12 protein-coding genes are annotated in these 26,514 nt (G+C 58.2%); all 12 read right to left on the bottom strand.

Features of this window, described 5'->3' with window-relative positions; translation table 11 throughout:
• Positions 1–74: 74 nt before the first annotated feature.
• Complete coding sequence (locus tag ACIQ39_RS05040) at positions 75–1,916, bottom strand: peptidase domain-containing ABC transporter (RefSeq protein WP_396433516.1); 1,842 nt, start codon at positions 1,914–1,916, stop codon at positions 75–77.
• Positions 1,909–10,452 (bottom strand): hypothetical protein, encoded by an 8,544-nt coding sequence (locus ACIQ39_RS05035; protein WP_396433515.1) that lies wholly within the window; start codon positions 10,450–10,452, stop codon positions 1,909–1,911. Before ACIQ39_RS05035 ends, ACIQ39_RS05040 begins: the two co-directional genes overlap by 8 nt.
• 63 nt (positions 10,453–10,515) lie before the next feature.
• Positions 10,516–12,090: a hypothetical protein gene (locus ACIQ39_RS05030; protein WP_396433514.1), complete on the bottom strand. Its 1,575-nt coding sequence runs from the start codon at positions 12,088–12,090 to the stop codon at positions 10,516–10,518.
• Positions 12,091–12,114: 24 nt separating this feature from the next.
• The gene (locus ACIQ39_RS05025; protein WP_396433513.1) at positions 12,115–13,452 is read right to left on the bottom strand and encodes an HlyD family type I secretion periplasmic adaptor subunit; all 1,338 of its coding nucleotides are present in this window, start codon (positions 13,450–13,452) and stop codon (positions 12,115–12,117) included.
• Positions 13,449–14,357 (bottom strand): hypothetical protein, encoded by a 909-nt coding sequence (locus ACIQ39_RS05020; protein WP_396433512.1) that lies wholly within the window; start codon positions 14,355–14,357, stop codon positions 13,449–13,451. The genes ACIQ39_RS05025 and ACIQ39_RS05020 overlap by 4 nt, the downstream gene beginning before the upstream one ends.
• Before the next feature lie 21 nt (positions 14,358–14,378).
• Positions 14,379–16,370: a TolC family protein gene (locus ACIQ39_RS05015; protein ID WP_396433511.1), complete on the bottom strand. Its 1,992-nt coding sequence runs from the start codon at positions 16,368–16,370 to the stop codon at positions 14,379–14,381.
• A 5-nt stretch (positions 16,371–16,375) separates the two neighbouring features.
• Positions 16,376–17,731 (bottom strand): HlyD family efflux transporter periplasmic adaptor subunit, encoded by a 1,356-nt coding sequence (locus ACIQ39_RS05010; RefSeq protein WP_396433510.1) that lies wholly within the window; start codon positions 17,729–17,731, stop codon positions 16,376–16,378.
• Entirely contained in the window at positions 17,728–19,947 is a 2,220-nt protein-coding gene (locus ACIQ39_RS05005) for a type I secretion system permease/ATPase (protein WP_396433509.1), read from the bottom strand. Before ACIQ39_RS05005 ends, ACIQ39_RS05010 begins: the two co-directional genes overlap by 4 nt.
• Before the next feature lie 3 nt (positions 19,948–19,950).
• On the bottom strand, positions 19,951–21,309 hold the full coding sequence (locus ACIQ39_RS05000; RefSeq protein ID WP_396433508.1) for a TolC family protein: 1,359 nt from the start codon (positions 21,307–21,309) through the stop codon (positions 19,951–19,953).
• A 112-nt stretch (positions 21,310–21,421) separates the two neighbouring features.
• Positions 21,422–22,006 (bottom strand): hypothetical protein, encoded by a 585-nt coding sequence (locus tag ACIQ39_RS04995; RefSeq protein WP_396433507.1) that lies wholly within the window; start codon positions 22,004–22,006, stop codon positions 21,422–21,424.
• Between the two features lie 336 nt (positions 22,007–22,342).
• Complete coding sequence (locus ACIQ39_RS04990) at positions 22,343–22,813, bottom strand: hypothetical protein (protein WP_396433506.1); 471 nt, start codon at positions 22,811–22,813, stop codon at positions 22,343–22,345.
• Between the two features lie 119 nt (positions 22,814–22,932).
• Positions 22,933–26,514 (bottom strand): beta strand repeat-containing protein (locus ACIQ39_RS04985; RefSeq protein ID WP_396433505.1); only part of this gene is annotated, 3,582 nt, incomplete at its 5' end.

The raw sequence follows: 26,514 nt of genomic DNA, 5'->3' as shown, positions 1-26,514 counted from the left end.
CCGCAAGCGGCTGGGGACCGCGTTTGAGCACCCGCTCAGGTCGGCACCTGAGCCGTGCCGCTCAGCACCCGATCTCAAGCCGCGGGCTTGAGCAACTGGCTGGTCGGTCCATCGGCCAACAGGCGACCGTCTTCGAGCACCACCAAGCGCTGCGTCAAGGCCAGCGCACGGGCGCTGTGGCTGACCATGATCAGGCTCAAACCTTCCCACTGGGCCAAGCGCTGCATGATCAGGTGCTCGCTTTCGGTGTCCAAGCCGGCCGTGGGTTCATCCAGCAGCAATACCCTGGGTTTGGGTGCTACAGCCCTGGCCAAGGCCACTTTTTGGCGCTGCCCGCCCGACAAATTGGCACCGTATTCTTCCACCAGCTGGTCCAGGCTCAAGGCGCCACGGGCCAAGTCTTCGTCCAGCGTCGAGTGAAACAGCGCAAACTTGAGTGCCGCCAAACGCTCTGCCTCTGGCGTGCCAAGGGGCAGGTTGAGCAAGATGTTGTCTTCCAAAGTGCCGGCCACCAAGGGGGCCTCTTGGGGCTTGAAGGCCAGCCAACTGGCCCGGTCTTGCAGGTCAATGGCCTGCAAATCAATGTGGTCCACCCGCACCTGGCCTTGGGTGGGGGCAATGGCCCCGGCCAAAATGCGCAGCAAAGTGGACTTGCCCGAGCCCGGCCTGCCCAGCAAACCAATGCGCTCGCCGGGTGCGAAGTTCAGGCTCAACTCACGCAACACCTCGCGCCCTTGTGGCGTTTTTTGAGGGGCTTGTTCGGCTGCATTTTGGCCATCTGGCCCTTGGGGTGGCGGGCCAAAGCGGTGCACCACACGGTCAATTTGCACATGGCCTGTCACCCCTTGAGCGCTGCGCCGAATCGGTGAAACCCCGCTGTTCAAGGCACCTTCAGCGTCCACAGACCCGGGTCGGGGTGCCACCTCTGTGTCCTGCGATAAATCCAACTCCCCAATGTAGGGGCGCAACTGGGTAAAGGATTGCACCAGGTCCTGCCAGCGGCCCAGCGTTTGCAGCGCTTGGCCCGCCACGCCCAAAGTGCGCCCCCCCATCATGCTGCAAGCGATCAAAGCGCCCGTGCTCATGAATTGGCCAAAGACCAAATACGCACCCAAGGTCAGCGCACTGACAAAACTGAGCAAGCCCATCAGCTGTGACCAATGCTGGGCCAGCATCAACTCCATGCGCAACCAGCGCGAGAGGTCCACCTGGTCTTGCGCCGCCAGCACAAAGCGTTCGGCCAAACGCTCGCCTGCGTGGCTGATGCGCAGCACATCCAAAGAGGACATCGCGTCATTCAGCAAGGCCAGTTTGCGGGTTTGACTGCGCAACTGCATTTGCCCCACGCGCTGACTGCGGTCCTTCAAGTACAAACCACCGGCCACGTAGACCAACACCCAAAACAGCAACAAGAGCATCAAGGGCCAGGCGATCAGCCCTACCACCCCCAGCATGAGCAACACAAAAGGCAGGTCGGCCAAAGCCAAAAAGTAACTGGCCGAGAAAAACTCGCGGGCTTGAGACAAGTCACGGTACAAGGTGAGCAAGCGTGCAGACATGCCGGGTTGCGCCGCACTGCGGGCAGAGGGCCGCAGCAGCCCATGCATCAAGCGGGCATCGATGCCCAAGTCGATGCGCGCGGCCAGAGCTTCGGTGTGCCGCACACGCAGAGCGCGCACGGTGAACTCAAGGGCGGTGTAGACCAAGACGCCAATCACCAAGGCCCACAGGGTTTCAAAAATGCCGTTGTGCACCACCTTGTCGTACACCAGCATGGCCAAAAGCGGTGTGACCAACAGCCCCAAATTGATGATCAAACCCGAGGGCAACAGCCAAGGCCACTGCGCCCGCAACACTTGCGTCAACCATCGGCGCAAAGCCTTTTTGTGGGCTGGGCTGGCCACCAACTCAGACATATTCAATGTTGACTCTAGCGACTTGTGTGCCTTGCGCGTTCAAGAAGCTGACACTGCTGTCGCCTAAATTGAAGGAAATACCGGTTTCCTGTGCGATCGAATAGCTCTCGCCCCCGGACAGTCGCAAAGTCAAAACAGAACTGTTGCCGTTGTCCACCAGTGCCTGCACGGCAGTTGAGCTGAGCGCTACATTGCTGGTCTGCCCGTCACGGGACAAGTCAAGCACTTGGAAATGTTGGTATTTGACCGCGTTGGCACCACCAAAAATGGCATCCATGTTCAATGTGCCGTTATTGCTGGCCCAAAACTGCAAAGTGTCTGTGCCCGACGCAGCCGCAGGGGTGCCACCGTGAAGGGTGAAGTTTCCGGTGGCAGCAGACTGCGCCACAATGATGGTGTCATTACCAGCGCCACCCTCTGCATAGTCGCCATCGAGCGAGGTGTTGTTGGTGCGCAAATCCAGTGTGTCGTTGCCAGCACCGCCCACCAAACTGTCGTTGCCTGCACCGGCCTGTAAATTATCGTTGCCAGCCCCTCCGATCAAGGTGTCGTTGCCAGCGCCGCCCACGAACGTCATGCCCGTGGCACCTGCCTGCATGCTGTCACCTTCAGCTGAGCCGATGACGCGTTCGATGCCTATGAGCACATCCCCCTCGGCCTGCCCGCCCGTGTTGATACCGGTCTCCAAGTTCAAGCTCACCGCTGTGGAATTGCTGTAGTTCACCGTGTCCACACCGCCTGCGCCATTCAGCGTATCGGCACCGCTGCTGCCCCAAAAGAGGTCGTCGCCTGAGCCGCCAATCATCATTTCCGCATGTACCTCATCACCCAAACCCAAATAGTCAAAAAAGACATCCCGACCAAAAAAGATGTTGTTGCCAGTCGCACTGCCCTGAACCGCCTCCACACTGACGTCAATGAAATCGTTCAGCGCATCACCTGTTCCGCGTGTCCCGTTGTCCATGTCAATGGTCAAGCCCGCCGAGGCCGAGTAATCGGCCACGTCAAAGCCCTCACCGCCGTAAATGTCGTCAACGCCGGCACCACCTATCAGGATATCGTCGCCATCGCCACCACGGAGTACGTCGTCGCCCTCACCGCCGATGAGCAAATCGTCGCCATCACCTCCGGTCAGGGAGTCATTCCCTGCACCGCCGAGCAAGGTGTCGTTTCCGGTGCCGCCAGTCAAGGTGTCGTTCCCCGCCAGACCGTCGGCCAAAATGCCATTGGCCGAGTTGTTGGTGAGGGTGTCGTTTTGTGCCGTGAGGGCCAGGTTTTCGATGCCCGAGAAAGTGGTGGTGTTCGCGCCGTTCGCGCCCGTCCAGGTGGCCGTGCCAGCGCCCACGCCGGTGAGTGTGAGGTTGATGGCCACTGCTCCAATCAGGTCAAAACGCAAACTGTCCTGGGTGCCCTCGTCACCGGCCGCAGTGCCGCCCCAAACGGTGTCTTGGCCGGTTGTGGCATAAAAAGTGTCGTTGCCCTGCCCGCCTTGCAAGATGTTGTCATTCTCGTCACCGGTCAAGGTGTCGTTTTGGTCTGAACCGGTCAGGTGACGGATGTTGGCGTAACGGTCATTCAAGGCCGCGCCTGCGTTGAGGTTGGTCTGAATGCCCACCAAATTGCGCAGGTCGGCCGTCACCGCCGCGCTCGCATTCACATAGCTCACCACGTTGGCCTGACCCTGCGCGCCCTGCAGGTTGGTGATGGCAGTTCGCCCCCCCGACAAAAAGGTGGTGACTGCGCCAGTGGCCCCGATCACGGTTTCCACCGTGTTGTCGATCACATCGCCAAACGCTTCGCTGTTTGGCGAGCTATCGCCACCGCCCAAAACGGTGTTGGTCAAGTCGATGGTGAGGTTGCCAGTCACGCCAGCATAAGTCACCACATCACTGCCCAGGCCCCCCGACAAGCTGTCACTGCCCATACCGCCCACCAAGGTGTCGTCACCCTCCCCACCCAAAAGGGTGTCGTTGCCCGCTCCGCCGACCAGGCTGTCGTTGCCTGCACCGCCATCGATCCGGTTGTCGCCAGCATCGCCACTGAGGATGTCGTTTTGGTTCGACCCCTCCAAGTTTTCGATGCCGATGTAGGTGTCACCCCTGGCGTCGCCCGTGTTGTTGGCGGGTGCCAACAAAGAAACTGTTAAACCCGTCGCGCTGCTGGCGTAACTTGCGGTATCGATGCCATCACCGCCATCGAGGACATCGGCACCAGATCCGCCGTCCAGCACGTCATTGCCAGCGCCGCCCGTCAGCGTATCATCGCCGGCAGCACCACGCAGGCTGTCGTTGCCCGCGCCGCCTTCCAAACGGTTGTTGTTGGCATCCCCCGTCATGTTGTCCGCGCCTTGGGTGCCCAAGATGACCGAGAAGTTGGCCAATCTGTCCACTTGGGTAGCACCCACTGTCACATTGAAAAAGCCTGCAGTCACTTCGGCCATGTTGAAAGTGATGGCGTTGTTTGCAGCGAAAGCGCTGTAATCAGCGGTGTTGTTGCCCTGCCCGCCATCGAGGGTGTCGTTGCCGCCCAAACTGCCACGCAAGCTGTCGTTGCCAGCGCCGCCCTCGATGCGGTTGGCTGCAGCGTCGCCTTGCAGCACGTCATTGAATTCAGAACCCACGAGGTTTTCAATGCTGACGTACAAGGCCCCTTGGGCCGCACCGCCGGTGGAGGTCGCTGCAAGCAAGCTGACATTGACAGCACTCGAGGACGCCTCAAAACTCACCGTGTCGCTGCCGCTGCCCCCGTCGTAAGTCATGCCGAATTTGGTACCGCCCGCGATAAAACGGTCGTTGAAAGCACTGCCAACGATGATTTCGATGTCAACCAACACATCGCCTTGCGCATCACCGACGCCCGCCCCGGGTGTGGCCAGATTCAGCACAATGCCGGCACTGGCGTTGCTGTAGCTGGCCGTGTCAATGCCCTCGCCGCCATTGAGGGTGTCGGCGCCAGAGCCGCCCACCAAGAGGTCATTTCCCGTACCTCCCAACAGCTGGTCGTTCCCCGCCAGGCCCTCCAATGTGTCGTTGCCACTGCCGCCTTGCAAAATATTGTTTTGACTGTTGCCGATCAGCCTGTCAGCCAAGGTGCCGCCGACCAAGTTTTGGATGTTGTTGAAAAATTGCTGCCCGCCGTCACCGTTGCTGTTTTGATCATTGCTGGACAGGCTCAAGTTGAGGGCAGTGGTGAAACCGTCGTAAGTCACGGTGTTGTTGCCCGCACCGCCATCGTAGTGATGCAAGCCAGGGCCCGTGTTTTTGAGCAGGTCATCCCCATCCCCTCCCAACAAAGTGTCGTTGCCACCGCCCCCTGTCAAAGTGTCGTTGCCAGCGCCACCTCGAATCAGGTTGTCGCCGCTGTTGCCGGTGATGTTGTCGTCAAATGCACTGCCCGTCACGTTTTCAATGCTGTTGTAAACATCCCCATTGGCATGGCCTGCCGTGCCACCCGTGTCCAAGTTGAGGGTCACAGCACCGGGTGCGTTGGCATAACTGACTTCATCTGTACCCGAGCCACCGATCAAGGTGTCAGCGCCGTTACCGCCTGTCAAGGTGTCATCGCCTGCACCGCCATCCAACACGTTGGCAGCGTCGTCACCCACCAGCAAATCGTTGTAGGCTGTGCCCATCAAGTTTTCAACCAAGATGTAAGTGTCACTCACCGCAGCGCCCGAGTTGAACTGTTGAAGTGCGCTGTCCAAGTAAGCCTCCACTTTGACCTGCGCATTGGCATAACTGACCGTGTCCTTGCCCTCACCGCCATTCAAAATGTCCCCACCACCACCGCCCATCAAGGTATCGTCACCCTCACCACCCCAGAGTGTGTTTTTTCCGCTGTCGCCCATCAGGACGTCATTGAAATCACTGCCCCGCAGGTTTTCTATGCTGGTGTAGGTGTCACCCGCTGCATCATTGGTGTTGTTGGCAGGCGCGCTCAAGCTGGCCACAACCGCACGCACGGCTGTTTCGTAACTGGCCCAATCGTTGCCTTCGCCACCGATCAAGGTGTCTGCACCCAGACCCCCGATCAAGGTGTCGTCTCCGGCCCCGCCCTCTAAGCGGTTGGCGTTGTCATCACCCACCAAAGTGTCGTTGAAGGCACTGCCCTCTAAGCCGCGTATGCCAAAGTAGGTATCACCCACCGCATCAAGACCGGTATTTTTGCCAGGGTCCGCCAAGTTGGCGGTGACAGCCGTTGCAGACAAGCTGTAACTGACGGTGTCGAGGCTGCCGTCGTTCGGGGCACTTCCACTGCTGGCGTCGCCATAAAAAGTATCGGCACCAGCGCCCCCTTCGAGGGTGTCGTTGCCACCGCCGCCAATCAGAATGTTGTCTTGGGCATCGCCCACCAATCGGTCGTTGTTGCGACTGCCCGTGAGGTTGGAAATGCCCACAAACACATCACCTTCGGCGTCAAAGGTGTTGGCCACGCGCGCATCCAGCGAAACGGTCAAGAACTGGCCTGCGTCAAGCAATGCTTGGGTCTCGTAGCTGGCCGTGTCATTGCCCCCGCCACCGATCAGCGTGTCGGGCCCAGCACCGCCCACCAAGGTGTCATTGCCCAAGCCGCCATCCAAGCGGTTGGCATTGGCATCACCGGTCAAAAGGTCGCCATTGTCAGAGCCAATCAAGTTTTGAATGTTGCTGAGCCGGTCGCCTTGAGCGTCGCTGCCGATTCCGGTGTTGCTCACCAGGCTCACCGTCACGCCACCACTGGCGCCCGCATAACTGGCGGTGTTGTTGCCTGTGCCGCCGTCCAAACTGTCAGCACCTGCACCGCCAATCAAAGTGTCGTCACCACGGCCACCGAGCAAGGTGTCGTTGCCCGCCATGCCTCGCACCACGTCATGGCCGTCACCCGCATTGATTCTGTCGGGCTGAGCACCGCCCAAAATCTCGTAACTCCAGCCACGCGCGGCCAAATACAGTTTGGCATTGCCATTGGCGTCATTGCCAATGCCTTGAACCTCGGCCACGGTGCGGTAATCTGCAAAGGTGAAGCTGATGTCGTCAAGCAGCTTGGCTTGGCCGCCGGAGGCGCTGAGCAAAAACCCCTCTGCGGTGCGCATCGCAACCCTCAAAGAAAAATCAGAGGGCGCCACATTGATGCCATCTGCGATCACATCCCAGGTCATGGTGATGCGCGTGCTGACGGTGCCGTCCATCTTCACCAGTGCCTCTGAACCACCAGACCAGCTGGTCATCACGCCCTGGGCGTCGAGGTAAGTGAGTTTGAAACCCGCTGGCAGAGTCCCGCTTTTCAGCGACAAACTGGCAACTTCGGCTCCGGTCAAGCCAGGCAAAAGCAAATCCAAACTGGCCTGTCCATCGCCCAAACCGGGGCTGCCCTGAGGCTTGACCTCGCCACCCGATGCGCTCACCTGCAAGGGCGAACCAGCCAATAAAGAGCTCACAGGCACCGATGCGATCGCCTGCGTGCTGGTGACATTGCTGACTTTGAAGACTTCGTCGTTGGTGACTTGACGCACCGGCACAATCGACGAATCTGCAGCCACCACCGGAATCAACACCTGCTGCAACACCAATTTAGCAATCACCGTGCCCGCACTGTCGATGAACTCGGTGGTGTCCCCCTTGGTGGAACGGGTAATGCCCGATTCGGCCACCACAGTAACCGTGTCGTTTTGGGCCATCAACACCTTCAGGACCGAGTCGTTACCCTGGTCTGCCAAGGCCCGGATGGCACTGGAATCGATGGTGAAATTGTCGGCGCCGCCGTTGCTGCGCAAATCAAGAATTTCAATGCTTTGGTAACGGTCGTTTGTGAACTGGTCGGCAGCAAACAATGCGCGTGCATCAAATGTACCCGCCGTTGTCCACACCAAAGTGTCCAAGCCCTCGCCCCCCACCAAGGTGTCCGAACCGCCACTCGAGACCAAGGTGTCGTTACCAGCCCCGCCGATCAACAGGTTGTCGTCGTCGTTGCCCGTCAAATGATCGGCAAATGCAGAACCGATCACATGGTTGATGTTGATCAAGCTGTCCCCCCAAGCATCACTGCCTGTGTTGCGCGTGCTGTCCACCAGGTTCACCGTTACGCCGCCAGCAGCCAAACTGCCTGCGTTGGCATAACTGACGGTGTTCTCACCCTCGCCACCATCGAGCAAGTCAAACCCCGCTCCGCCCTCTAAGGTGTCGTCACCACGGCCACCGAGCAAGGTGTCGTTGCCAGCGCCGCCCACCAACACGTCCTTGCCATCGCTCCCCTCTAACAGGTTGTCGTTTTGGTCGCCTGTGAGCGTGTCGTCAAACGCGCTGCCCACCAAATTTTCAATGCTGATGAGGGTATCGCCTTGCGCATCGCCACCCGAGTGAATGCCCGTGCTCAGATTCACATTGACCGAGACCGCCGAAGTGGCGTAGGAGGCGGTGTCTATGCCATCTCCGCCGTCCAAAAGGTCGGCCCCTTGACCACCTTGCAAAAGGTCATTGCCCGCACCACCCACCAAAGTATCGGCGCGATCCGAGCCTATGAGGGTGTCGTTGAAATTACTGCCCAATACCCGTTGAATGTTCACCAATACATCGCCGGCCGCCTCTCCCGCTGAACCGGTACCCGTTTGCAAGTTGACCGAAACGGCGCTGAGGGCATTGGTATAACTGCTTGTGTTGATGCCCGGCCCCGTGCCGCCATCCATGCTGTCGGCACCCAAACCGCCCTCCAGGGTGTCGTCGCCATCGCCGCCCAGCAAGCTGTCGTCACCGGCTCCGCCCACCAACACGTCATTGCCAGCTAAGCCTTGCAAAAGGTTGTTTTGGGCATCGCCCGTTAAAAGGTCACCAAAGTCCGAGCCCTCTAAGTTTTGTATGCCCACCAACACATCGCCCGCAGCATCGGCCCCAAAGTTGGTTTGGCTCAACAAATTGACCGTCACCCCCGCAGAAGATGTGCTGTAACTGGCGGTGTTGTTACCACCCCCGCCGATCAAGGTGTCAGCGCCCTGCCCTCCCAGCAAGCTGTCATCGCCAGCGCCGCCTTGCAACAGGTTGTTCTGCGCGTCGCCAATGAGTCGGTCATTGCCCGAACCGCCTTGCAGATGCTGGATGTTGAACAATTGGTCACCTTCGGCATGCCCGCCCAAACCCCTGTTCAGACTCAAATCAACGATCACACCGTCGCTGTCTTGCGCATAACTGGCCGTATTCACACCGTCGCCGCCTTCCAAAGCATCCGCGCCTGCGCCACCGATCAGCGTGTCGTCGCCAGCACCGCCAAACAATTTGTCATTGCCACCCAAGCCCCGCAGCACATCATGGCCTTGACCACCGTGCAGCACATCGCCTTCGGCGCTGCCTTGCACCTCATAGCTCCAGCCCCTCAATTGCAAACCAAAGGTGCCCGTGGGCACTTCTGCATTGCTGCGAAAATCGCCGTAGCTGAAAGTGTAGGTCTGTGTTTGGGGCACACCAGCAGCCCCGCTGTACTGAACCTGCAGCTTGAATTGCCCAGGCACCACCTCGCTGGCGTCAGCCACACGGCTCCAAGCCATGTTCAAACGCAGCTGGGTTTGGTCCGTCAGAAGCAATGCCTCTCCCTCTTTACTCAACGCTTGGCCATTGAGCGTCCAACCAGCGGGCGCGGTGCCATCGGTCAATTTGACTTGGATGCTGGCCGCCTTGATGGAGGGCGACAATTCAAACGTCGCCTTCACCAACTCGCCGGTATCGAGATCCTCCTTGCTCATGGCTGTGGCCTTGACCTTCAAAGGGCTGGCCTTGTACAGCTCTGAAATCTGCACTTCCTTGAAACCCCGCCCATCGACCAAGCTCACGCCTGTAGAGCCAAGGTCTGCGTGAAAAACTTGGGCTTGGAGGTCGGTGTCAATCGGAAAATTTACTTGGGTTTGGAGGTTGTTGTCAATCGGAAAGATTTCACGCTCATCGTCTTTTTTTTCTTCTTCTTTTTGTGCGGGTGAGCCTTGAATGTTGGCGGTCAAAGGCGGCTCAGACTTGGTCCCCGTGCCCGGCCCCCGGCCCGGCCCTTGCCCCAAACTCAAGCCTTCTTCATTGTTCGTTTTGGCGTTTTGCACCTCTTGGCTCAGTTCATTGACTTGTTGCGTCAATTGATCAATTTGCGATTGGGTGTCAGATTCGATGTCGTCCTTGCCCAGGTTGAAGTCGCTGCCTGATTTTTCACTCACCCCTTGCACCGGCTTGATGGTGGTGGACTGCATGCGGAAGCTGCCGCCCTCAACGGCCTTGGTCTGACCCACCCTTTTGAGCTGCTCGGCCGCTGACTCGCTGCTGCCATCGGCAAAGAGCAGCTTGGTTTTATCCGGTGAAACCGTGGCTTTGAGTGCCGCCTCGCGCAGCACAAAGCGCTCACCCGATTGGGTCACCAGCACCATGTCCACGTCGACCATCTCAACACCCACAATGTCCCCACGCCCAACGGGCAAAGAAAACTGCACGCTGCCTTGCGCATCCACCTCTGAGGGCACCGGCGAGATGCGGCCCGTTGCCGGGCTGTTAGCCGATGCCGAGGTGCCGAAAGGAATGGTGTTGTCTGCCATGGAAGTCTCCAAAAGGGTCAACAGAAAAAGTTTGCGTGCAAGTTATACGGACAAAGCCCAGGCCTAGGCCTTGTCTTTCAGCACCGCATGGAACAGCTGCTCTTGCCTGGCCTGCATTTCTGACAGGCTTTGGCGGCTGCGTTCGGCCAACTCCAGCCTTTGCTGGCTGTCCGAGGTCAATTGCTGCTGGGTTTGAGCCAACAAATCGGCCCAGTTCTTTTGCAGGTCGCTCAAACCTGTGTAAGCGTCGGCTTGTTGTTGCAATCGCTGCTGCCACTGCTCACTCATCTTGGGCAGCTCCAGTTCGTTGCGCTGCACCATGGACAGCACCGCTTGCAACAATTGCTGTTGCTCTGAGGTCTGACTTTGGGATTGTGTTTGCCACTGTGCGCGCTCGCGTTGCACTTGCTCGGCCACCGTGCTCAAGCCCTGAGCCCATTGGGCTTGCAACTGCGCCAACTGCGTTGACTGGCTTTGCGCCAGCTGCGTGAATGCATCGCCCCAAGGCTGCTCGTGCGTGATCGCCTGTTGCAAAAGCTGCTGCTGTTGGGACAACATTTGCGACCAGTCTTGCTGGCGCACACCGCTGTCTTGCAAGGCCGCCAGGCTTTGGGCTTGCAGTTCGCACAACTTGTCCAAGGCCAAGCCCATGGTTTTTTGTCCGTCCGACTGCACAGCAGATTGCTCGGCCATGCGCTGCTGCCATTGAACCGTTTGCTCCAGACGTGCTGACAGCGCCGTGTTGGAGTCCACCAGCTGGCGAACGCGTCGCTCTGATTGGTCCAAAGCCAAGCTCAAACCTTGCAACAAAGGCGAGTGCTGCGCCAGCTCGGACAAGGCAGATTGCAAAGGCTCCACATTCAAATCAGGCGTTGCTTGGCCGCCAGTGGCTTTGCTCAAGTCCATCAACCACAACATGCGCGAATGCACCAAGGACACCAATTCAGCAGCACCGCCTTTGACGAAAACCATCAGCATGCCCATGACCAAAGAGCCCAACACGCCGAACAAAGAGGCCGAAAAGGCCACGCCCATGGCCTTCATGGGTTCGGTCAGTCGCGTCACCAACTCGGAAACGGCGGCCACAGGGTCGGTCATGCCCGGACCAATGGCAAAACCGCCGATGAGTTTGCCGATTTCTTGCAAGGCACCCAGCAGGCCAATGAAGGTGCCAAACAAGCCCATGCCCACCATCAAACCCGCGAAATACTGGGCCAGCAACAAGCGGCGGTTTTGCTGAGCTTGGAATCGCGCCACCTCAGCCTCAATCGCCGAATGCTCCACGGCCCCCACCACCCGACCGTGCAAGTCCAAAACCTCACTGAGCAGGTCGACCACATCGAAGCGGCCCGAGCCGTTGGTTTCTTTTAGCCACGCTTGAACATCGGCGCTTGAGGCACCACTTTTGAGTTTGTCCATGAAGCTTTGAACCAGCAAACCTTCACGGTTGATGCGCCGAACATGCGACAACATCAAAACCGAGCCCACCACGAACAAAGCAAAAATCACGTAGTTGATTTGCGGGTGCGGGTTGCCACGCACGGTGTTGGCAATGGCTTCAAAAAAGACCACCGTTCCCACAATCAGCAGGCACACCGGAATGCCGACCAATAAGTAATAACGTTGAAGGCGTTTCATAGCACGTTCCTGTCTGGAGAAAAATTAACGAGACTCACTCAGTGCACGGGCACTGAAGCGTAAAAAAGGCGAAAGCAAGTAACTCAGCACGCTTCTTTGGCCCACCACCACATCGGCACTGGCCGTCATGCCAGGCAAAATGATTTCGGATGACAAGGCCCCCTTGGCCGGTGCTGTCTGCACAACGACACGGTAATAACGTTGACCTTGTTCATCGGGCAAGGTGTCGGAACTCACTTCGGTGACCTCCCCATCCAGCGCCCCATAAACCGTGTAGTCATAAGCCCCCAGCATCACACGTGTGGGCAAGCCAATGCGCAATGCGGCGCGGTCATCGGGGCGCACGCGCGCCTCGACCGCCAAAGGCCCTTCGCTGGGCGTGATCTCCAATACAGGCTCACCGGCTTTGATGACGCCGCCCAAGGTATTGAAGTAAAGCCTGTTGACAAAACCCGCTGTCGGTGCCCGCACCTCGGTTCGGCTGACACGGTCAGTGTCGGCCCCCACCGAAGCCTCAAAGCGCTGAATCTCGGCCGACACTTGGCTCAACTCGGTGCGCGCCTCGGCCCGAAAGCGCGAATTGGCCTCGTTCAATCGGGCGCTGGTCTCTGCTTGTGCCGACAACAACCTGGGCAAAGAATTGACCACATCGCGGTACTGCGTGTTCAAGCGCTCGCTGCGGCCTTGGGCGTCGAGCATTTCCATCTGCGAGGCCGCCCCTTTTTTCTGCAGGTTTTCCATCATGATGGTTTGTTGACGGGCCAATTGCAGTTCGCTGGACAAGCTTTGCGTGCGCGCCTGCGCCTCTCGCAACTCGGCGCTGCGCTGCGCCACTTGCTGCTGCAATGCCGATTGCTCAGAACCCATGCGCGAGCGTCGCTCTTCGAAGGCTCTTTGCTCCAATGACCGGAGTGCTGCCGGAATTTCAGCAGCAAATTGAGGCGATCCCCCTTGCGCCTCTGCTTGCAAACGCGATTGCTGCGCCTTCAAGGCCAGCAGTCGGCTTTGCCCCTGCTGCAAAGAGCTGTTGGCATTGATGTCTGACAACTGCATCAAGGTTTGACCCACCTCGACCTTTTGCCCTTCGCGCACCATGATGGCTTGCACGATGCCGCCCTCCAAGTGCTGCACCACCTGCGCCCGGCCAGCTGCAATGATGCGGCCTTGTGCCCGCACAATTTTGTCCAAGGGTGCCAGTGCTGACCACAGCATCAACAAGATCAGCAAAGCCGCGCCCACCCACAACAAGCGCAGCTCACGGCGACGCGCCAGTGCTTGCGTCAATGAGGTTGGCAAAAACCCCAAGGGCAACAACGCCTCGGCTTGAACTTGGCGCTGAGTGACAGGCTGCTCAAGGGTCACGGCATCAACCTCACCAACACACGGGCGTTGTTGGCCGCATCCCCCTCGGCCTCAACCACACGCATTTCAATGTCTTGCGGATTGGCCCCATTTTTGATCAGGTTGTTGCGCAAATTGTTGAGCCGGTAATAGGCCATGCGGGTTGCCTCCGAAAAGCCTTTAGGCGACACCACCCGAAGCTGCCAACGGCCGCCCGCGATAGGCCCCCCCACAGACAGCTTGCTGACCAACTCGCGAACTTCATTGTCTGACAGTTCGATCACATCGGTGTCAAACACCACCACCACACCGCCCGAGCTCAGGTCTTGCACCTCACTGACCCCTGCCGCTGCGGCCAAGGTGTTTTCACGCGCCTGCACCACTTGGGCTTTTTGTGTGGCGTTGACCGTGGTGCCGCCGTCACGGTTGGCGTTGGTCTCTGTTTTCAACGAGGCTTTGGCCGACTTGCCCTGGGCCAAAGCGGCACGGTCTTGCTCGGCCTTGCCTTGCTGGGCCTGGGCTTGCTTTTCAAGCTCTTGCAATCGCTTTTGCAGTGCCTCAACTCGGCTGACCAAGGCTTTTTGCGTCTGCATGGCCTGCTCCAATGCGGCCTCAGCCTGCTGCATGGTTTGCTGCATCTCCAGGGGCGTGGTTTGCGGTGTCAGGCGTGCGTCGGCCAAAGCGGTTTTGGCTTGTTGCATGGCTTGTTGCGCCTGCATGGGCAAACTCGACTGAGCTTCGGCCACTACTTCTTCGCGGATGCCATCGTCTGGTTTCATTTTTGAAATTTGCAAGGTGGCGGTGATCACCACGATGGCCATGATCGCCACCACAAACAGCAAATTGATGGCCAAATTGGTCACGGCATCGACGTAACCCGGCCAAAAAATGTCCGATGAATCGTCAGAGTTGGATGCGCTGGCCATAGGGGGGGTTCCGGTGATGAATCAATTGGGAAGGGGGGTGACCAAAACGCTCGGCAGCGCAGGCACCGCAGGAGCTGCAGGCACTTGAGGCACCGCAGGAGATGCAGGGTCTGCAACAGGGCTGGTCGCTGAACGTGGTGCCATCTCGGCCTGTGCCCCATCACGCAAATCGCTGAGCAAGCCCATGCGGGCCAGCAGCTGGGCTTGTGCCTGCATTTGTTGGGCCAAAGTTTGCGTCAAGCGCTGGCGTGCAGCGAAATTGCGCTCGTAAGCATCCAAGGCCTCCAGCAATGAGCCAATGCGGCCAATGCGCAGCTGTTCATTCACCGAGGACACCACAACGGCTGTGGCCAATTGCTCAGCTTGCCCAGCCGTGACGCGCAATGTGGCTGACTGCAGTGCGGCAAAGTCTGCATCCACCAGTTGCATGACACGTTCACCTTGTTCGGTCAACTTGGCTTGGCGGTTGTCCAATTCAGCGGCGGCGGCGCTGATCCCATAAACTTCTTTGCCACCCAAGGACACATCCCAAGACATCACACCCATCAGCCTTTGGTCCACTTGGCGGGGGTTGTCGCCCCGCACATTGCGCGAGGCATCGTGCTCCAAACTGATGCCGACCACGGGCAACATGCGATATTGGTTAGAAGCCAAGGAAAGCTTTTGCGCTTCAATGTCACTGCGCAAAGCGCGCAGCTCAAAACTTTGATTCCAGACCATGCGACGCATCTCGCCTTGGGTGCTGGGCAAGCCGGGCAACTGGTTGAGGTAAGGCAATTTCAGTGCGGTGGGTGACTGCCCCGTCAGGCGCTGCAACTCCAACAAAGCATTTTTGTAATTGCCTTGTTGATCGATGCGCAATTGACGTGCCAACAAAACGCGGCTGCGGGTGCGCTCCAAATCGGCTGTGCTGGCCACGCCGGTTTGGGCACGGCTTTGCACGTAATCGAGCAAGCGAGAAAAGTTGACCAGTTGCTCGTCTGAGTGCTCCAAAACCAAGCGTGCGGCGGCAAGGTTGAGCGTGGCCTGCGTCACAGCCAGTGCGACCGATTCTTGGGCTGCTTGCAAACGCCAATTGGCCGAACGCTCGTTGCTCAGCTCGGTCATCCAATCGGACACCAGCGGCAAATTGAAAAGTGGCTGGGTCAGCCGCACAGATTCGCTGTAGGTGACGTGTTTGTTGGCCCCATTGGGCTGCACGTTGGGGCCTTTGGAGTTTTCTGGCCCTTCGCTGTAGCGAACGGTCAGACGCGGCAACAAGTCGGCACGCGCTTGTTTGCTGCGGTTGATGGCCGCATCCAGTTGTGCCACCGCTTGGTCCATCACGGGGCTGTAGCCCAGGCCCACATTGACCAGATCCGGCAAGCTCAGCGCATCGTCTGAGTTGACCTCCACACGCACCACTTCGGTCTGGGGGTTGAGGTCCGAGAGTTCTTGCTGCGGCAAATCAATCAAAACACGGCCGGCCACCACACCCAAGGTCAAGCGTTGGCGAGAAAAATCTGGTGTGTAAGCCATGCGCGGCATCTCTTCAGTGCCCAAAGCTGCCGGCCTTGGCAGCAAACGCTTTGAGCCTCGCGCCTGGCGAGGCTCAGGCCATTGAATGGTCTCAAGGTAACGCAAACCCTCTGGCGTGGAGGCAGGTGCAGGCGGCTTGCCGCTGGCGGACTCGGCAGAGGCGGCCTGTGCGCGGCCCTGCCATACGCTGGCGCGTTGGTTCATTTGAGTGGGATTCAAATTGGCACCCAAACCCCGCGCATTGTCCAATGCACCTGGTTGATCGGCCCGCACCGCCTCTATGGACTCACGCGTGCGTTCGCGCAGTGTGCGCAAATTTTCGGTTGAGGTGGCCTTTGAACTGTCGACCGTTTTGGTCGTTTCAGTGGTTTGCGCCGAAACCGTCAACCCGCAGCCCGACAGGCACAAAGCCAACACCAAGGGGCGCAGCGCATGCGCACGCTGAGCTGCAGCTGCATTGTTTAAAAGCGCGAAAGAGAGAGGGTGGTTTTTCATGGCAATCAACGTTCACGCAAAGCTTCACGCGCGCGCAACAAGGGTTTGAAAAGGTAGGACAGCACCGACTTTTGGCCCGTCTTGATGTCGACGTAAGCCTGCATGCCTGAAATGATGGGCAAGGCCTTGCCGTCCTTGGTTTTGAGCTCTGCCGCGCGGGTGCGCACCATGACCCTGTAGTAGGTTTCGTCGCGCCGCACTTCATCGCGCAAAGTGTCCGGGCTGATTTGCACCAACTCACCTTCTAGCCAGCCATAAATACCAGAGTCGTAGGCTGTGATCTTCACGGTGGCTGCCAGTCCCGGGCGCAAAAATGCGATGTCCACAGGGCGAATGCGGGTCTCGATCAGCAAGGTGTCATCGATCGGCACAATCTCCATGATCTCTTGGCCCGCTTGCACCACCCCGCCCAGCGTGGTGACACGGATGTTTTTGACCACCCCGCGCTTAGGAGCCCGAAGCACTGTGCGCTTGAACGCATCGGTGCGGCCCACCAAAGTGGCGCTTTGTGAGCCCAATTCGCCCTCGACACGGGCCAACTCTGCTGCCGCTTCCGCGCGGTACTTGGTCTGCAACTCGCTGATGCGGCCTCGGGTTTCTGTCAAAGTCCGCTGGATTCGCAGCACATCCATTTCTGACACCAAACCCTTGGCGGCCAATGGCTCAGTCAAGGTCAACTCTTCTTGCGATACTTTGATCGATTGCTGCAACGCGGCCACGCTGGCGTCCAAGGACTGTCTGCGCGCGCGGTATGTGTTTTGCTCTGAAAGCACCAACTCAGGATTGCGCTTGACCAAGCTGGGTGGGAAAACCAATGCTGCGCCTTGTGACTCAGAACGCAAGCGTATCGCTGCCGCTTGCAAGCCGTTGATGCGGGCTTGGCTTTCTTGCATGTTGGCACCCAGTCGCACGTCGTCAATGCGAACCAAGGGCTGATCGGCTTCGACCAACTGGCCCTCCGTGACCAACAACTCAGCCACCACGCCTGCCTCTGAGGCTTGCACCAACTGCTCCCGGCTGCTGGTCACCACTTTGCCAAGCCCTGTGGTGACCTCGTCGAGCGTGGCGACTGAAGCCCACACCACCAAGACCAGCAAAACGAGCGCCACCGCTTTCAAGCCGTGTCGCAAGATGGGCGCGGGCGGTTGCAGTCGCAAAAGATAAACATCTGAGAGCTGATCCAAAGTCGCCAAGCGCTCGTTGTCTGCGCGCAAAGCCTGAACTTTGGCCATGAAGGCCGGATCTTGCTGAGCGCTTGCTGAGCCAGACTTGGCGGCCTGCGCCAATTTCTTCGCTCGGCCCCGTTTTGACCAACGTTCAAGCAAGCCAAATACCCCCGGTGTGGCATTTTCACGCGTCATGCGGCCACCTCTTGTAAGCGGGATCTGTCAGGGCTTGACGGCACACGGCCCACGCGCCCATCGGCAATGGCTTGCAACACCGTGTCGCGTGGTCCGTCGGCCAACACACGACCCTTGTCCAGCACGAGCAAGCGATCGGCCAACACCAAAGGACCCGGCCGGTGGGTGGCAATCAAGACCAAGCGGCCGTCCAACTCCGTACGCAAGCGGGCCATCAAAGCCTGCTCGAAGGCCACGTCCATCGCGCTGGTGGGCTCGTCTAAAAAAACAACCGGGGCTTCGGACAACAGCGCACGTGCCAAGGCCACCCATTGGCGCTGGCCACCTGACAAGGCCTGGCCCCCCTCACCCAAAGGCATGTCCAAGCCCTGCGGATGTGCAGCGGCCAGCAGGTCCAGCCCACACAAGCGCAACACCGCCATGAAGCGCTCATCGCTCACTTGCGGCGATGCCATCAACAAGTTTTCTCGCAAACTGCCTTTGAACAGCACCGCGTCTTGCCCCACCCAAGCCACATGGGCACGCCAATCGGCGGGCGAGATTTGGCCCGAAGCCAATCCGTTGACCAACAACTGGCCCTCGGTCGGCCACAACAGGCCCGCCAAGACCCGCAACAAGCTTGATTTGCCCGATCCCACAGGGCCAGTTACCGCCACCACTTGGGACTTTGGGAATTTCAGTTGATCGATGCTCAGCACATCCGATGCGGTGCGTGGGTAACGAAAACGCATATTCTGCAAACTCAACCAAGGCACACCTTGCTGCTCTGATTGCGGCCAAGCCACATAGGTTCGAGCGGGGTCGCTGCGCAAGGGCAAAGCCATGATTTTGTCGACCTGCTCGAACGACATTTTGGTGGTTTGCCAACGGGCCATCAATCCCGCCACCTGCGCCAAAGGTGACAAAGCACGCGAAGCCAAGATGCTGCAAGCAATCAAAGCACCCACCGTCAGTTGTCCCGCCACAATCGCATAGACACCCACCACAATCAACACCACATTGGCCAGTTGCTGTATCGATTGGGACGCATTGGAGGTGAACGCCGACGCCGCACGCAAGGCCATGGCGCTGCGTGCAGCGGCTGCGCACACCCGCTCCCAACGGCCTTGAATTCTGGGCGCAGCGCCCAAGGCTTCAATGGTTTCAAGGCGCTCCAAAGTTTCTATCAAAAAAGCATGCTTCAAGGTGCTTTCGTATTGGTAGCGCTCGACCGAGCGACGAATCGGCAACTGCGTCAAGGCCCCCACCAGCAAAGTCAGCACGGCAGCCACCAAGGGGACCCAAACCAATGGCCCACCGATCCAAGCAATGACCGCCAAAAAAAGCACCGCAAAAGGCAAATCGGTCAAGGCCACCAAGGTGGTAGAACTTACAAAATCTCGCACAGAATCAAATTCACGCAAATGACTCACCCACTGACCGCTGGAAGCGGGGCGGTCAACCGGGCGCAAATTCAAGGTTTGCCGCAACAAACTGGCCGACAGGGCCAAATCCGCGCGCTTGCCAGCATCGTCCAGCACATGGGCGCGAAAACTGCGCAAACCCAGCTCCATCAGTGCGGCCACCACGACCCCTACAGCCAAGGTCCACATCGAATGCATGGCCGCGTTCGGAATGATCCGGTCATAAACGTTCATGCTGAACATGGAGCCTGCCAAGGTCAACACGTTCACGAGCACTGCGGCCAACACACAGTCACCGTAATGCGCGCGCAAACGGCCAAAGACCCCCCAAAACCAATCACTGCCAGCGTCTGTGTCTTGGCCTTTTGGGTGCCTTGTGGCAAAGGCTGAATCTCCGGCATCTCCGGCATCTCCGGTGTCAACGGTCTGCGGCTGAGAAACTTCTATGCACAAACCATCGTGCAGCGCCCAAAGCTTGTCCAGGGGCCAATGCTCCTGCACAGACTCCGCTGTCTGATCGTGCCCCGACCCGCCAAAAATGCTCAGCTTGGCCCCACTGTTGTCCAAGGCAGTTAACAAGGCCCAGTTTTTTCCTTGCAGACGCAAGACCACCGGCAAACGAAGCGATGGCAGATCGCGCGCTGGGTCTTTCAATTGAATGGCTCTGGCAGCCAAGCCATGTTCACGCAAGCTGAGCACGGCCACTTCGGGCAAAACCTCGGCGGTCGATTGACTGGCACGCTGCGCCAAGTCACGCCAAGAGACCCGGCGATCGTGCGACAGTGCCAAGGCCTGCAAGGCCACCCAGATCATGGTTTACAGCCCCAACTCATCCGCCAACAGGCCGCGCAAACTGATCAAGCGCCATTGAGCCAGCTGCACGTCCATTTTGGTTGACATTTCATTGGAGCGGGCCGTGAACAGTTCATTTTCGGCATTCAAAACGTCCAACAAAGAACGCCGGCCAATGCGAAATTGCTCTGCGTAAGATTGGGAAACGGACAATGCCTGCTCGGCATAAATTTGGTAACTGACCAAAGATGCTTCGGCGGCTTTGAGTTCGAACCACTGCGACTCGACAGAAGAGCGCACGCGCAATGCTTGGGTGTCTACCGCCTCTTGGGCTGCACGCATGGTTTCGGTGGCAGCGCGTTGGTTAAATCTGTCTGATGCGGCAAAATTCCATTGCACGCTCAAACCCGAATACCAAGTGCGTTGCTCGCCAAAAATACCGCCAAAATTATGGCCTCGCCGGTCATTCAACTCAGCGCCCACACGCGGTTTGGTGGCTGCAGCGGCCACCCCAATTGACGCTTGTGCCGACACCAGGTCAGCCAAGGCTTTTTGCAACAAAGGGTGCACAGACAAGGCCTCTTGCACGCCCACTTCCATGGACACAGGCAAATCGACCAAGGGCAAATCGCGCAACACGGTGCTCAAAGGCCCAACCGTTGACTCCTCTGGCGAAGGCAAGTTGGAATGGGCACGCCAAAGGACACGCGCCTGCTCAAGGCGAAGCAGACGACTGGTCAACACCGACTCGGCCAAAGCCACACGCGACTGCGCGACAGGCAAATCAGAGGCACGCCCCAAGTCGACCCGCGCAATGTCTTTCATTTGGCCCACGTACTGGCGATGCAGTTTCAAATTGTCACGCGCCAACTCTGTCAAGCGTGACTGCCGCACCAATTCTGCGTACAACTCCACGGTGCGCAACATGACCTGTTCGCGCACTTGCACCATCGACCAGTCTGCACCCCAGGTGTTGGCACGTGCTTGGCGAATGCGGGCCGTGACTCCCGCGTCATACAAGGACTGTGTCACACGCAACTGCACAGAGTGCTGATCGGTGTAGCGGTTGGTTCTGGATTCCAAATACTGGTTTTCTTGCCCAACAGAAGCAGACAAGCCCAGTTGCGGCAAGGCCCCAGCCCTGGCCTCATTCCACCGCTCGCGAGAAACCCGGTTTTCGGCACTGGCTTGCGCCAACTCGGGCTGACTGAGCAGCACCTGCAACACCATTTCACGCAACCAGGCCATCTCAGGTGCAACGGGGACCACCTCTGCTGCAAAGCCAGCACTTGCTCGGACCTCTGCCACGGGTTGTGACACGGCCTCAAAAGACAGGCTCATCATGGTCAAGCACCAAGCCGTAACGACACCGCGAAAAATCATCTTTTATCCTTCTACAGGGAACCCTCAAGTGCAGCGTGGAACACATTCAAAATCCAGCGGGCAAAGAATGGCCCAAAGGTTCGAATGCGAACCCACCGCCCGCCCCAAACGATCAACGGGTGATGGCCTCTTGGACCGGCAACAAGCTGTATTCAAGTTGCAACACATTTTTTCCGGTGGATATCACTTCGACCCAAATTACCCGGTCTTCACGCTGAAACTGAAAGGACTGGTGCATGCTGACGCGGCGGTTCAAAAGTGTCTTCCACCCCTTGGCTTGCCCATCTTCAATCAACATGTCACGCGCCGCGTCCAAACATGTAGTGCTGGCGCAAGTGATGCGCGAGGCATGTGGCAAAACGATGGTCTGCGGCTGAACCGGCATCGCAAGAGCTTTGTTTTGAATCGCATCGGATTTAAACCAGCGAGAAATGAAATTGCCGGACTGCTCTGGCCTGGCCGCAGGCACCTCGGCAACCGCAGGAAGTTTGACTTCCTGAGGCGAGCCACCCTTGCCAAATTCAACTTGGGCATACAGGCGCCCGAACATCCGTGAACCAACACCAACGGTCGTCTCTTCATTGACTCGGGCAGGCTGGGCACCGGCAATCCACGGAAAATCATGCTTGGGGTCCACCTCCCAGCTTTTTGGAGGCAAGCTCTCTTTGGAGGTGGGCACATAAGGGGCAAACAACATGCGGTTGTTTTCCGGAACAGCTGCCTGCACCGGCAGTGGTGTCGTGACCGCTGGGCTTTGGGCAAGGGCTTGAGCGGTACCGGGCATGTTGGGGGGGGTTGCCGTGGTGTTGGTCGTGAACACCGAGCGCAAAACCGGTTCGCGTGGCAAACGCAAATCATCGGGTACCTGCAGCAGGCGCGCCTGTCTCTGCACCGAGGGCGGCGGAGGCACATCGTCATCAGCCAAGCGTAAAAAACTGCACCCACCCAAAGAAAGCAAACTCACGCCCGCCAGCAAACCGCCAAGAACTCGGAAATTCATCATGATGACCTCACAAAATCACAAAAAAATGCATCAGCGCACTCTTGAAGGCGCACCAACGCCCACGGGTGCAATGACTGCAGCAGAAGGAGCAGTCGGTGCAAGTGCAGATTCACTTTGCTGCGTGAGCGCCACCGAATACACCGCCTCAACACCCTCGGTAGAGTTGACCAAGCGAATGTCCAGCAAACGCTGACCTTTAGAGAAGGTCGTGACGTAATAGGTGCCCAAGCGCAAAGCGGTTTGCAACTTCCATCCTTTGCGCTGAGCGTCTTGTACCAACTCTGCTTGAACCTCATTGCTGTTGGCTCTGTTCATTTGCGCAAAAAACAAACCCGTTTGTTGCTCAGACTCACCCAACAAAATAGACTGCTCGTGGCGAACCAAATCCAAGCCCTTGGCAACGGGGTAGTTGCGTGCTTGAACGGCAGGCCAAGGTGTTTGTGCAAATGACGCACCACACACACCCAGCATGGCCACAATGAACCAGTGACGCACTTTCATACAAAATTCCTTCAAATGACCGAAACTACAAAACGTTGAAATTTATTTATATCCAAAAATTTAATAAAACTTAAATAAATCTAAGTTTACTAAAAATGACCGGATGTTAACATCTTAGGTCAAGCCTGCGTCACCACCAAGCGGCCTTCTTCCAGCATTTTTTGCAACAAATCACTGGTTGTCTCCGATGTGACGCCCGAACCCGAGTTGCTGGTGTCAATGCCCTGCAAGGTCACCAGCAAACCAAATGTGTTGGCCCCCTCTGCATCCTTGCCGTCACGGTCAACCCACACCTGCCAATCCGTCACATCCGCATTGCCCACTCGCCTTAAGGTGGTGCGAATGTCCAAATAGCCGTTGTCCGTCAGCGTGGCCGCATCGGTGGCCGCATTGCCTGTGAAGTTGGCGTCGGCGCCGAACAACTGGCTCAAATCCAATCGGTCAGCCTGCGTGGCGTCTGCCTGGCCATTCCTCACGCCAAAGTTGAAATACGTGATCACATCCCCTCGGGTGCCCCCCAGGTTGCCATCGGCACCCGAATCGGCCACCTCGTTCACAAAACGGAAGGTGTCTGCGCCTGCCCCGCCCGTCAGCGTGTCCGCCCCCGTGCCCCCAATCAAGGTGTCAGCCCCACTGCCCCCTGTGATCTGGTCAGCCCCTGCGCCACCAAGCAGCATCACCCCTTGCGCTTGCTCGGCGTTCGTCAACACACTGGCGTTCAAGCGGGGCGTGGTTATTATCCCGCCCGAGAGCGTGTCGGTGTCCACGCCATCGGTGCCGATCAGCCAAATCTTGCTGGCAAAGCTGCGGCCCGCCTCATCCTTGAGCACCGTCAGCGGATCGGTGTTGGTGTAGGTGATCTTCACAGGGCCCTGCGGCGCCGTCGTAAACGAGAACTGCAAGCCCTGGCGCTGATTGACGGTGGCCACCGCCGTGTCCCTGAAGTTGTCTGTGGCGCCCAAACCACTGAACTGGAAGTGCCCCGCCACTGGCGTGCCAAAGGTCATGGCATGGTCTAAAGAGATCTGCAGCAACTGCCTGTTGCCACTCCACTTGATGCTGTTGAGCGTGGTCGCTTGGTCTCCCCCTGCGCTGTAAAGCGACAGGTTTTGCCCACCAGCCGTTACAGTGGTGTAGTAACGGTCGTACCAGTTGTCGTTGATCTTGAACGCGCCACGCTGCGCGCTGCCCATGCCATTGACGTTCAGCACATCGTTGGCACCGAGCTTGACCTCTAAGGTGTTGGTCTCGGACAACTGGTTCACATCTTCGGCGTCCACCGTCAGCACTTGGCGTGCGGTGCTCGTAGAAATATCGATCACCTCAAAGCCTTGCAGCTTGTGAAACCCTGCCGCATTGACCCGCGTGTCCGCAACCACATTGCCAGACATGCCGCGTGAGTTGCTGACAAAGTCGGCCAGCACGATGCTTGAGCGGTCGCTGTAATCCGCATGCAAGGCCCAAACATCCCGCCCCAAACCGCCGTCGAGTGTGCGGAATGCCAAGTCTCTGCTTATGATGGTGTCGTTGCCTTGGCCCGTTTGCACATAGTCGGCACCGGCTGTGGTGACGGTGTCGGCACTCACGCGGCTGGTTAAATCAAGCCGATCATCAATCAAGGTGCCTTGAATCGCACTGGTGGTCAAGTTGTAAACGTTATCGCTGCGCAACACCGCCTGCGCACCGATGGCCGCGTATTTCCACGCCAGATAGGCATTGATTTCAGCCGCTTGCGCAACGCCCAGAGACCCTGAAGCCAAGATTTGATCGCCCATCACCAAATTGGTTGAATGACTGCCAACTGCACTTCCCAATATTTTGTAATTGGCTGCGCCAAAGTCCACATAACCCGCACTGTAGATAAACCTGCCCTGGCCACTGAGTTGCCCATTGGCACTGAGTTTGAACTGCGTGTTGTTGTTGGAGGTGACGTATTGCGCAGCCAACCAACTGCCGGTCGTACCCGATTCGTCTGCGCCATAGGGATAAACGTTGGCAACGTCCATGGTCAACCTTTGCGGCGTTGTGTTGTAGACCATCCGGTTATCCACACCCATTTGAATCGACGCATTGCTGTTGGGTCTGATACCGTCGTTAGATTGGCCATAGTTGACAAAAATATTCAAATTCCTGTCTTGGGTGGCTTGGTAGGTGGCCCCGATCAAAGTCAAGCCTGTGCGCCCGGTGGGCAGCAAGCCAGAAGGGTCGGTGAACCTGTAGAACGGCTTATTGGCTGTGTTGGCGCCATAAGTGGCGAAGTTGAGGCTTTGATGGCCCAAGACCAGATCGGTCACCAACTGCGGCGCGGCCACCCCATTCAGGCTGGCGACACTGCCGCCAGCGCTGGCGTTCCAAGTCGCCAGATTGCCGGCAACCAAGGTGTCGGGGTCAAACCACACGAGGTTGTTGCTGGACCAGTGATTGCCATCGGCCGCCACATACACCGAACGATTGGCCGAGTTGAGCACAGTGCCCGTGTCGCGTTGCACACTCGCTTTCAAGTGCTTTTCACCATCAGCCCCCCAGGTGGCGGCGCTGACAGAAAACTCCACAAAGCCGTTGGCACCCACGGTACGGTTAACAACGTTGTTACTCACCAACTGACCGTCCAAGAACAAGGAGACCACATCATTGGCGGCCAAATTGTCCACATAGACCCTGACCAGTTGCGTACCTTTTTCAGCCGCTGTGAGCACGTTGTCACTGGACACGGAAGCGATTCGCGGCGTGCTGGGCGCGGCGTAAATATTGGCGTTGATGGTGCCCTGCAAGCTGGCGCTGTTGCCGGCCAGATCGGTGACGGTGGCGACCGTGATCGATGCATCCAACAAGCTGGCCGCCGTTACGCCTGCGCCCAATCTCACATCCCAGGTTTGGCTTTTGCCGCTGACTGCGCCCACGGCTGTGGCCACCGCACCGGTGCCAAATGTGCTGCTCAGCGCGCCCAATGCAAAAGCCTCGTTGAATTGCAAACGCAGCACATCGTTGGCGCTCACACCATCGCCACCCTCATCGGCGATCAGGCTGGCCAATTGGATGCCTTGCTGCACCACGGTGTCCACAATCAATGTCTTGGGCGATGAGGTTAATGAAGTGCCTGAAGTGCCGCCGGTGCTGGGTCTGGTAAGTTGGGCCGACACTTGGTAAGTGCCGTCCAAGCCCCAAGCAGTAGAACCCACATTGAATGTGAAGTTCGTCGCGCCCGCAGCCAAGGTGGTTGTTTGGATGACCACACCGTTCAACGCCAAATCCAAACGATCCCCCGCCACCGTTGCAACGGGCACGTTGTTGCCGTTTTTGAAGGTAAAGGTAATGTCTGTGCCTGCGGCGGCGGCTATGTCAGTCGCGTTGATGAAGTTGTCAACGCTGATGGCCACAGGGGGGCTGGGGCGGTCGGGGTAGGCCAAACTCGGCACCGTGAAGCTCTGCGCCTCAGCTGCCGTGTTACCCCCCACGTTCACAATCTTGCTTTTCTCCACCCCCACCACATCGCTTGCCGTCAACGTCGTGTCCGCCCCCAGGTAAATCCTGTACCTGCTGGCAAACTGCACCCCGTTCACACTGCTTGAACCCACCGCCTCTATCCTCGCCCCCGTCCCCCAGCTCTTGGTCGTCGTGAAGCTTGCAGCCGTCAAACTGCTCAAGTCCTGCACCCGCACCAACTCGCTGAACGTGATCTGCAAGCCGTCGTTGTTCGCCCC

The organism is Limnohabitans sp., assembly GCF_044361645.1.
Lineage (GTDB): Bacteria > Pseudomonadota > Gammaproteobacteria > Burkholderiales > Burkholderiaceae_C > Limnohabitans_A.
This window is presented reverse-complemented; position numbering and strand designations above follow the sequence as displayed.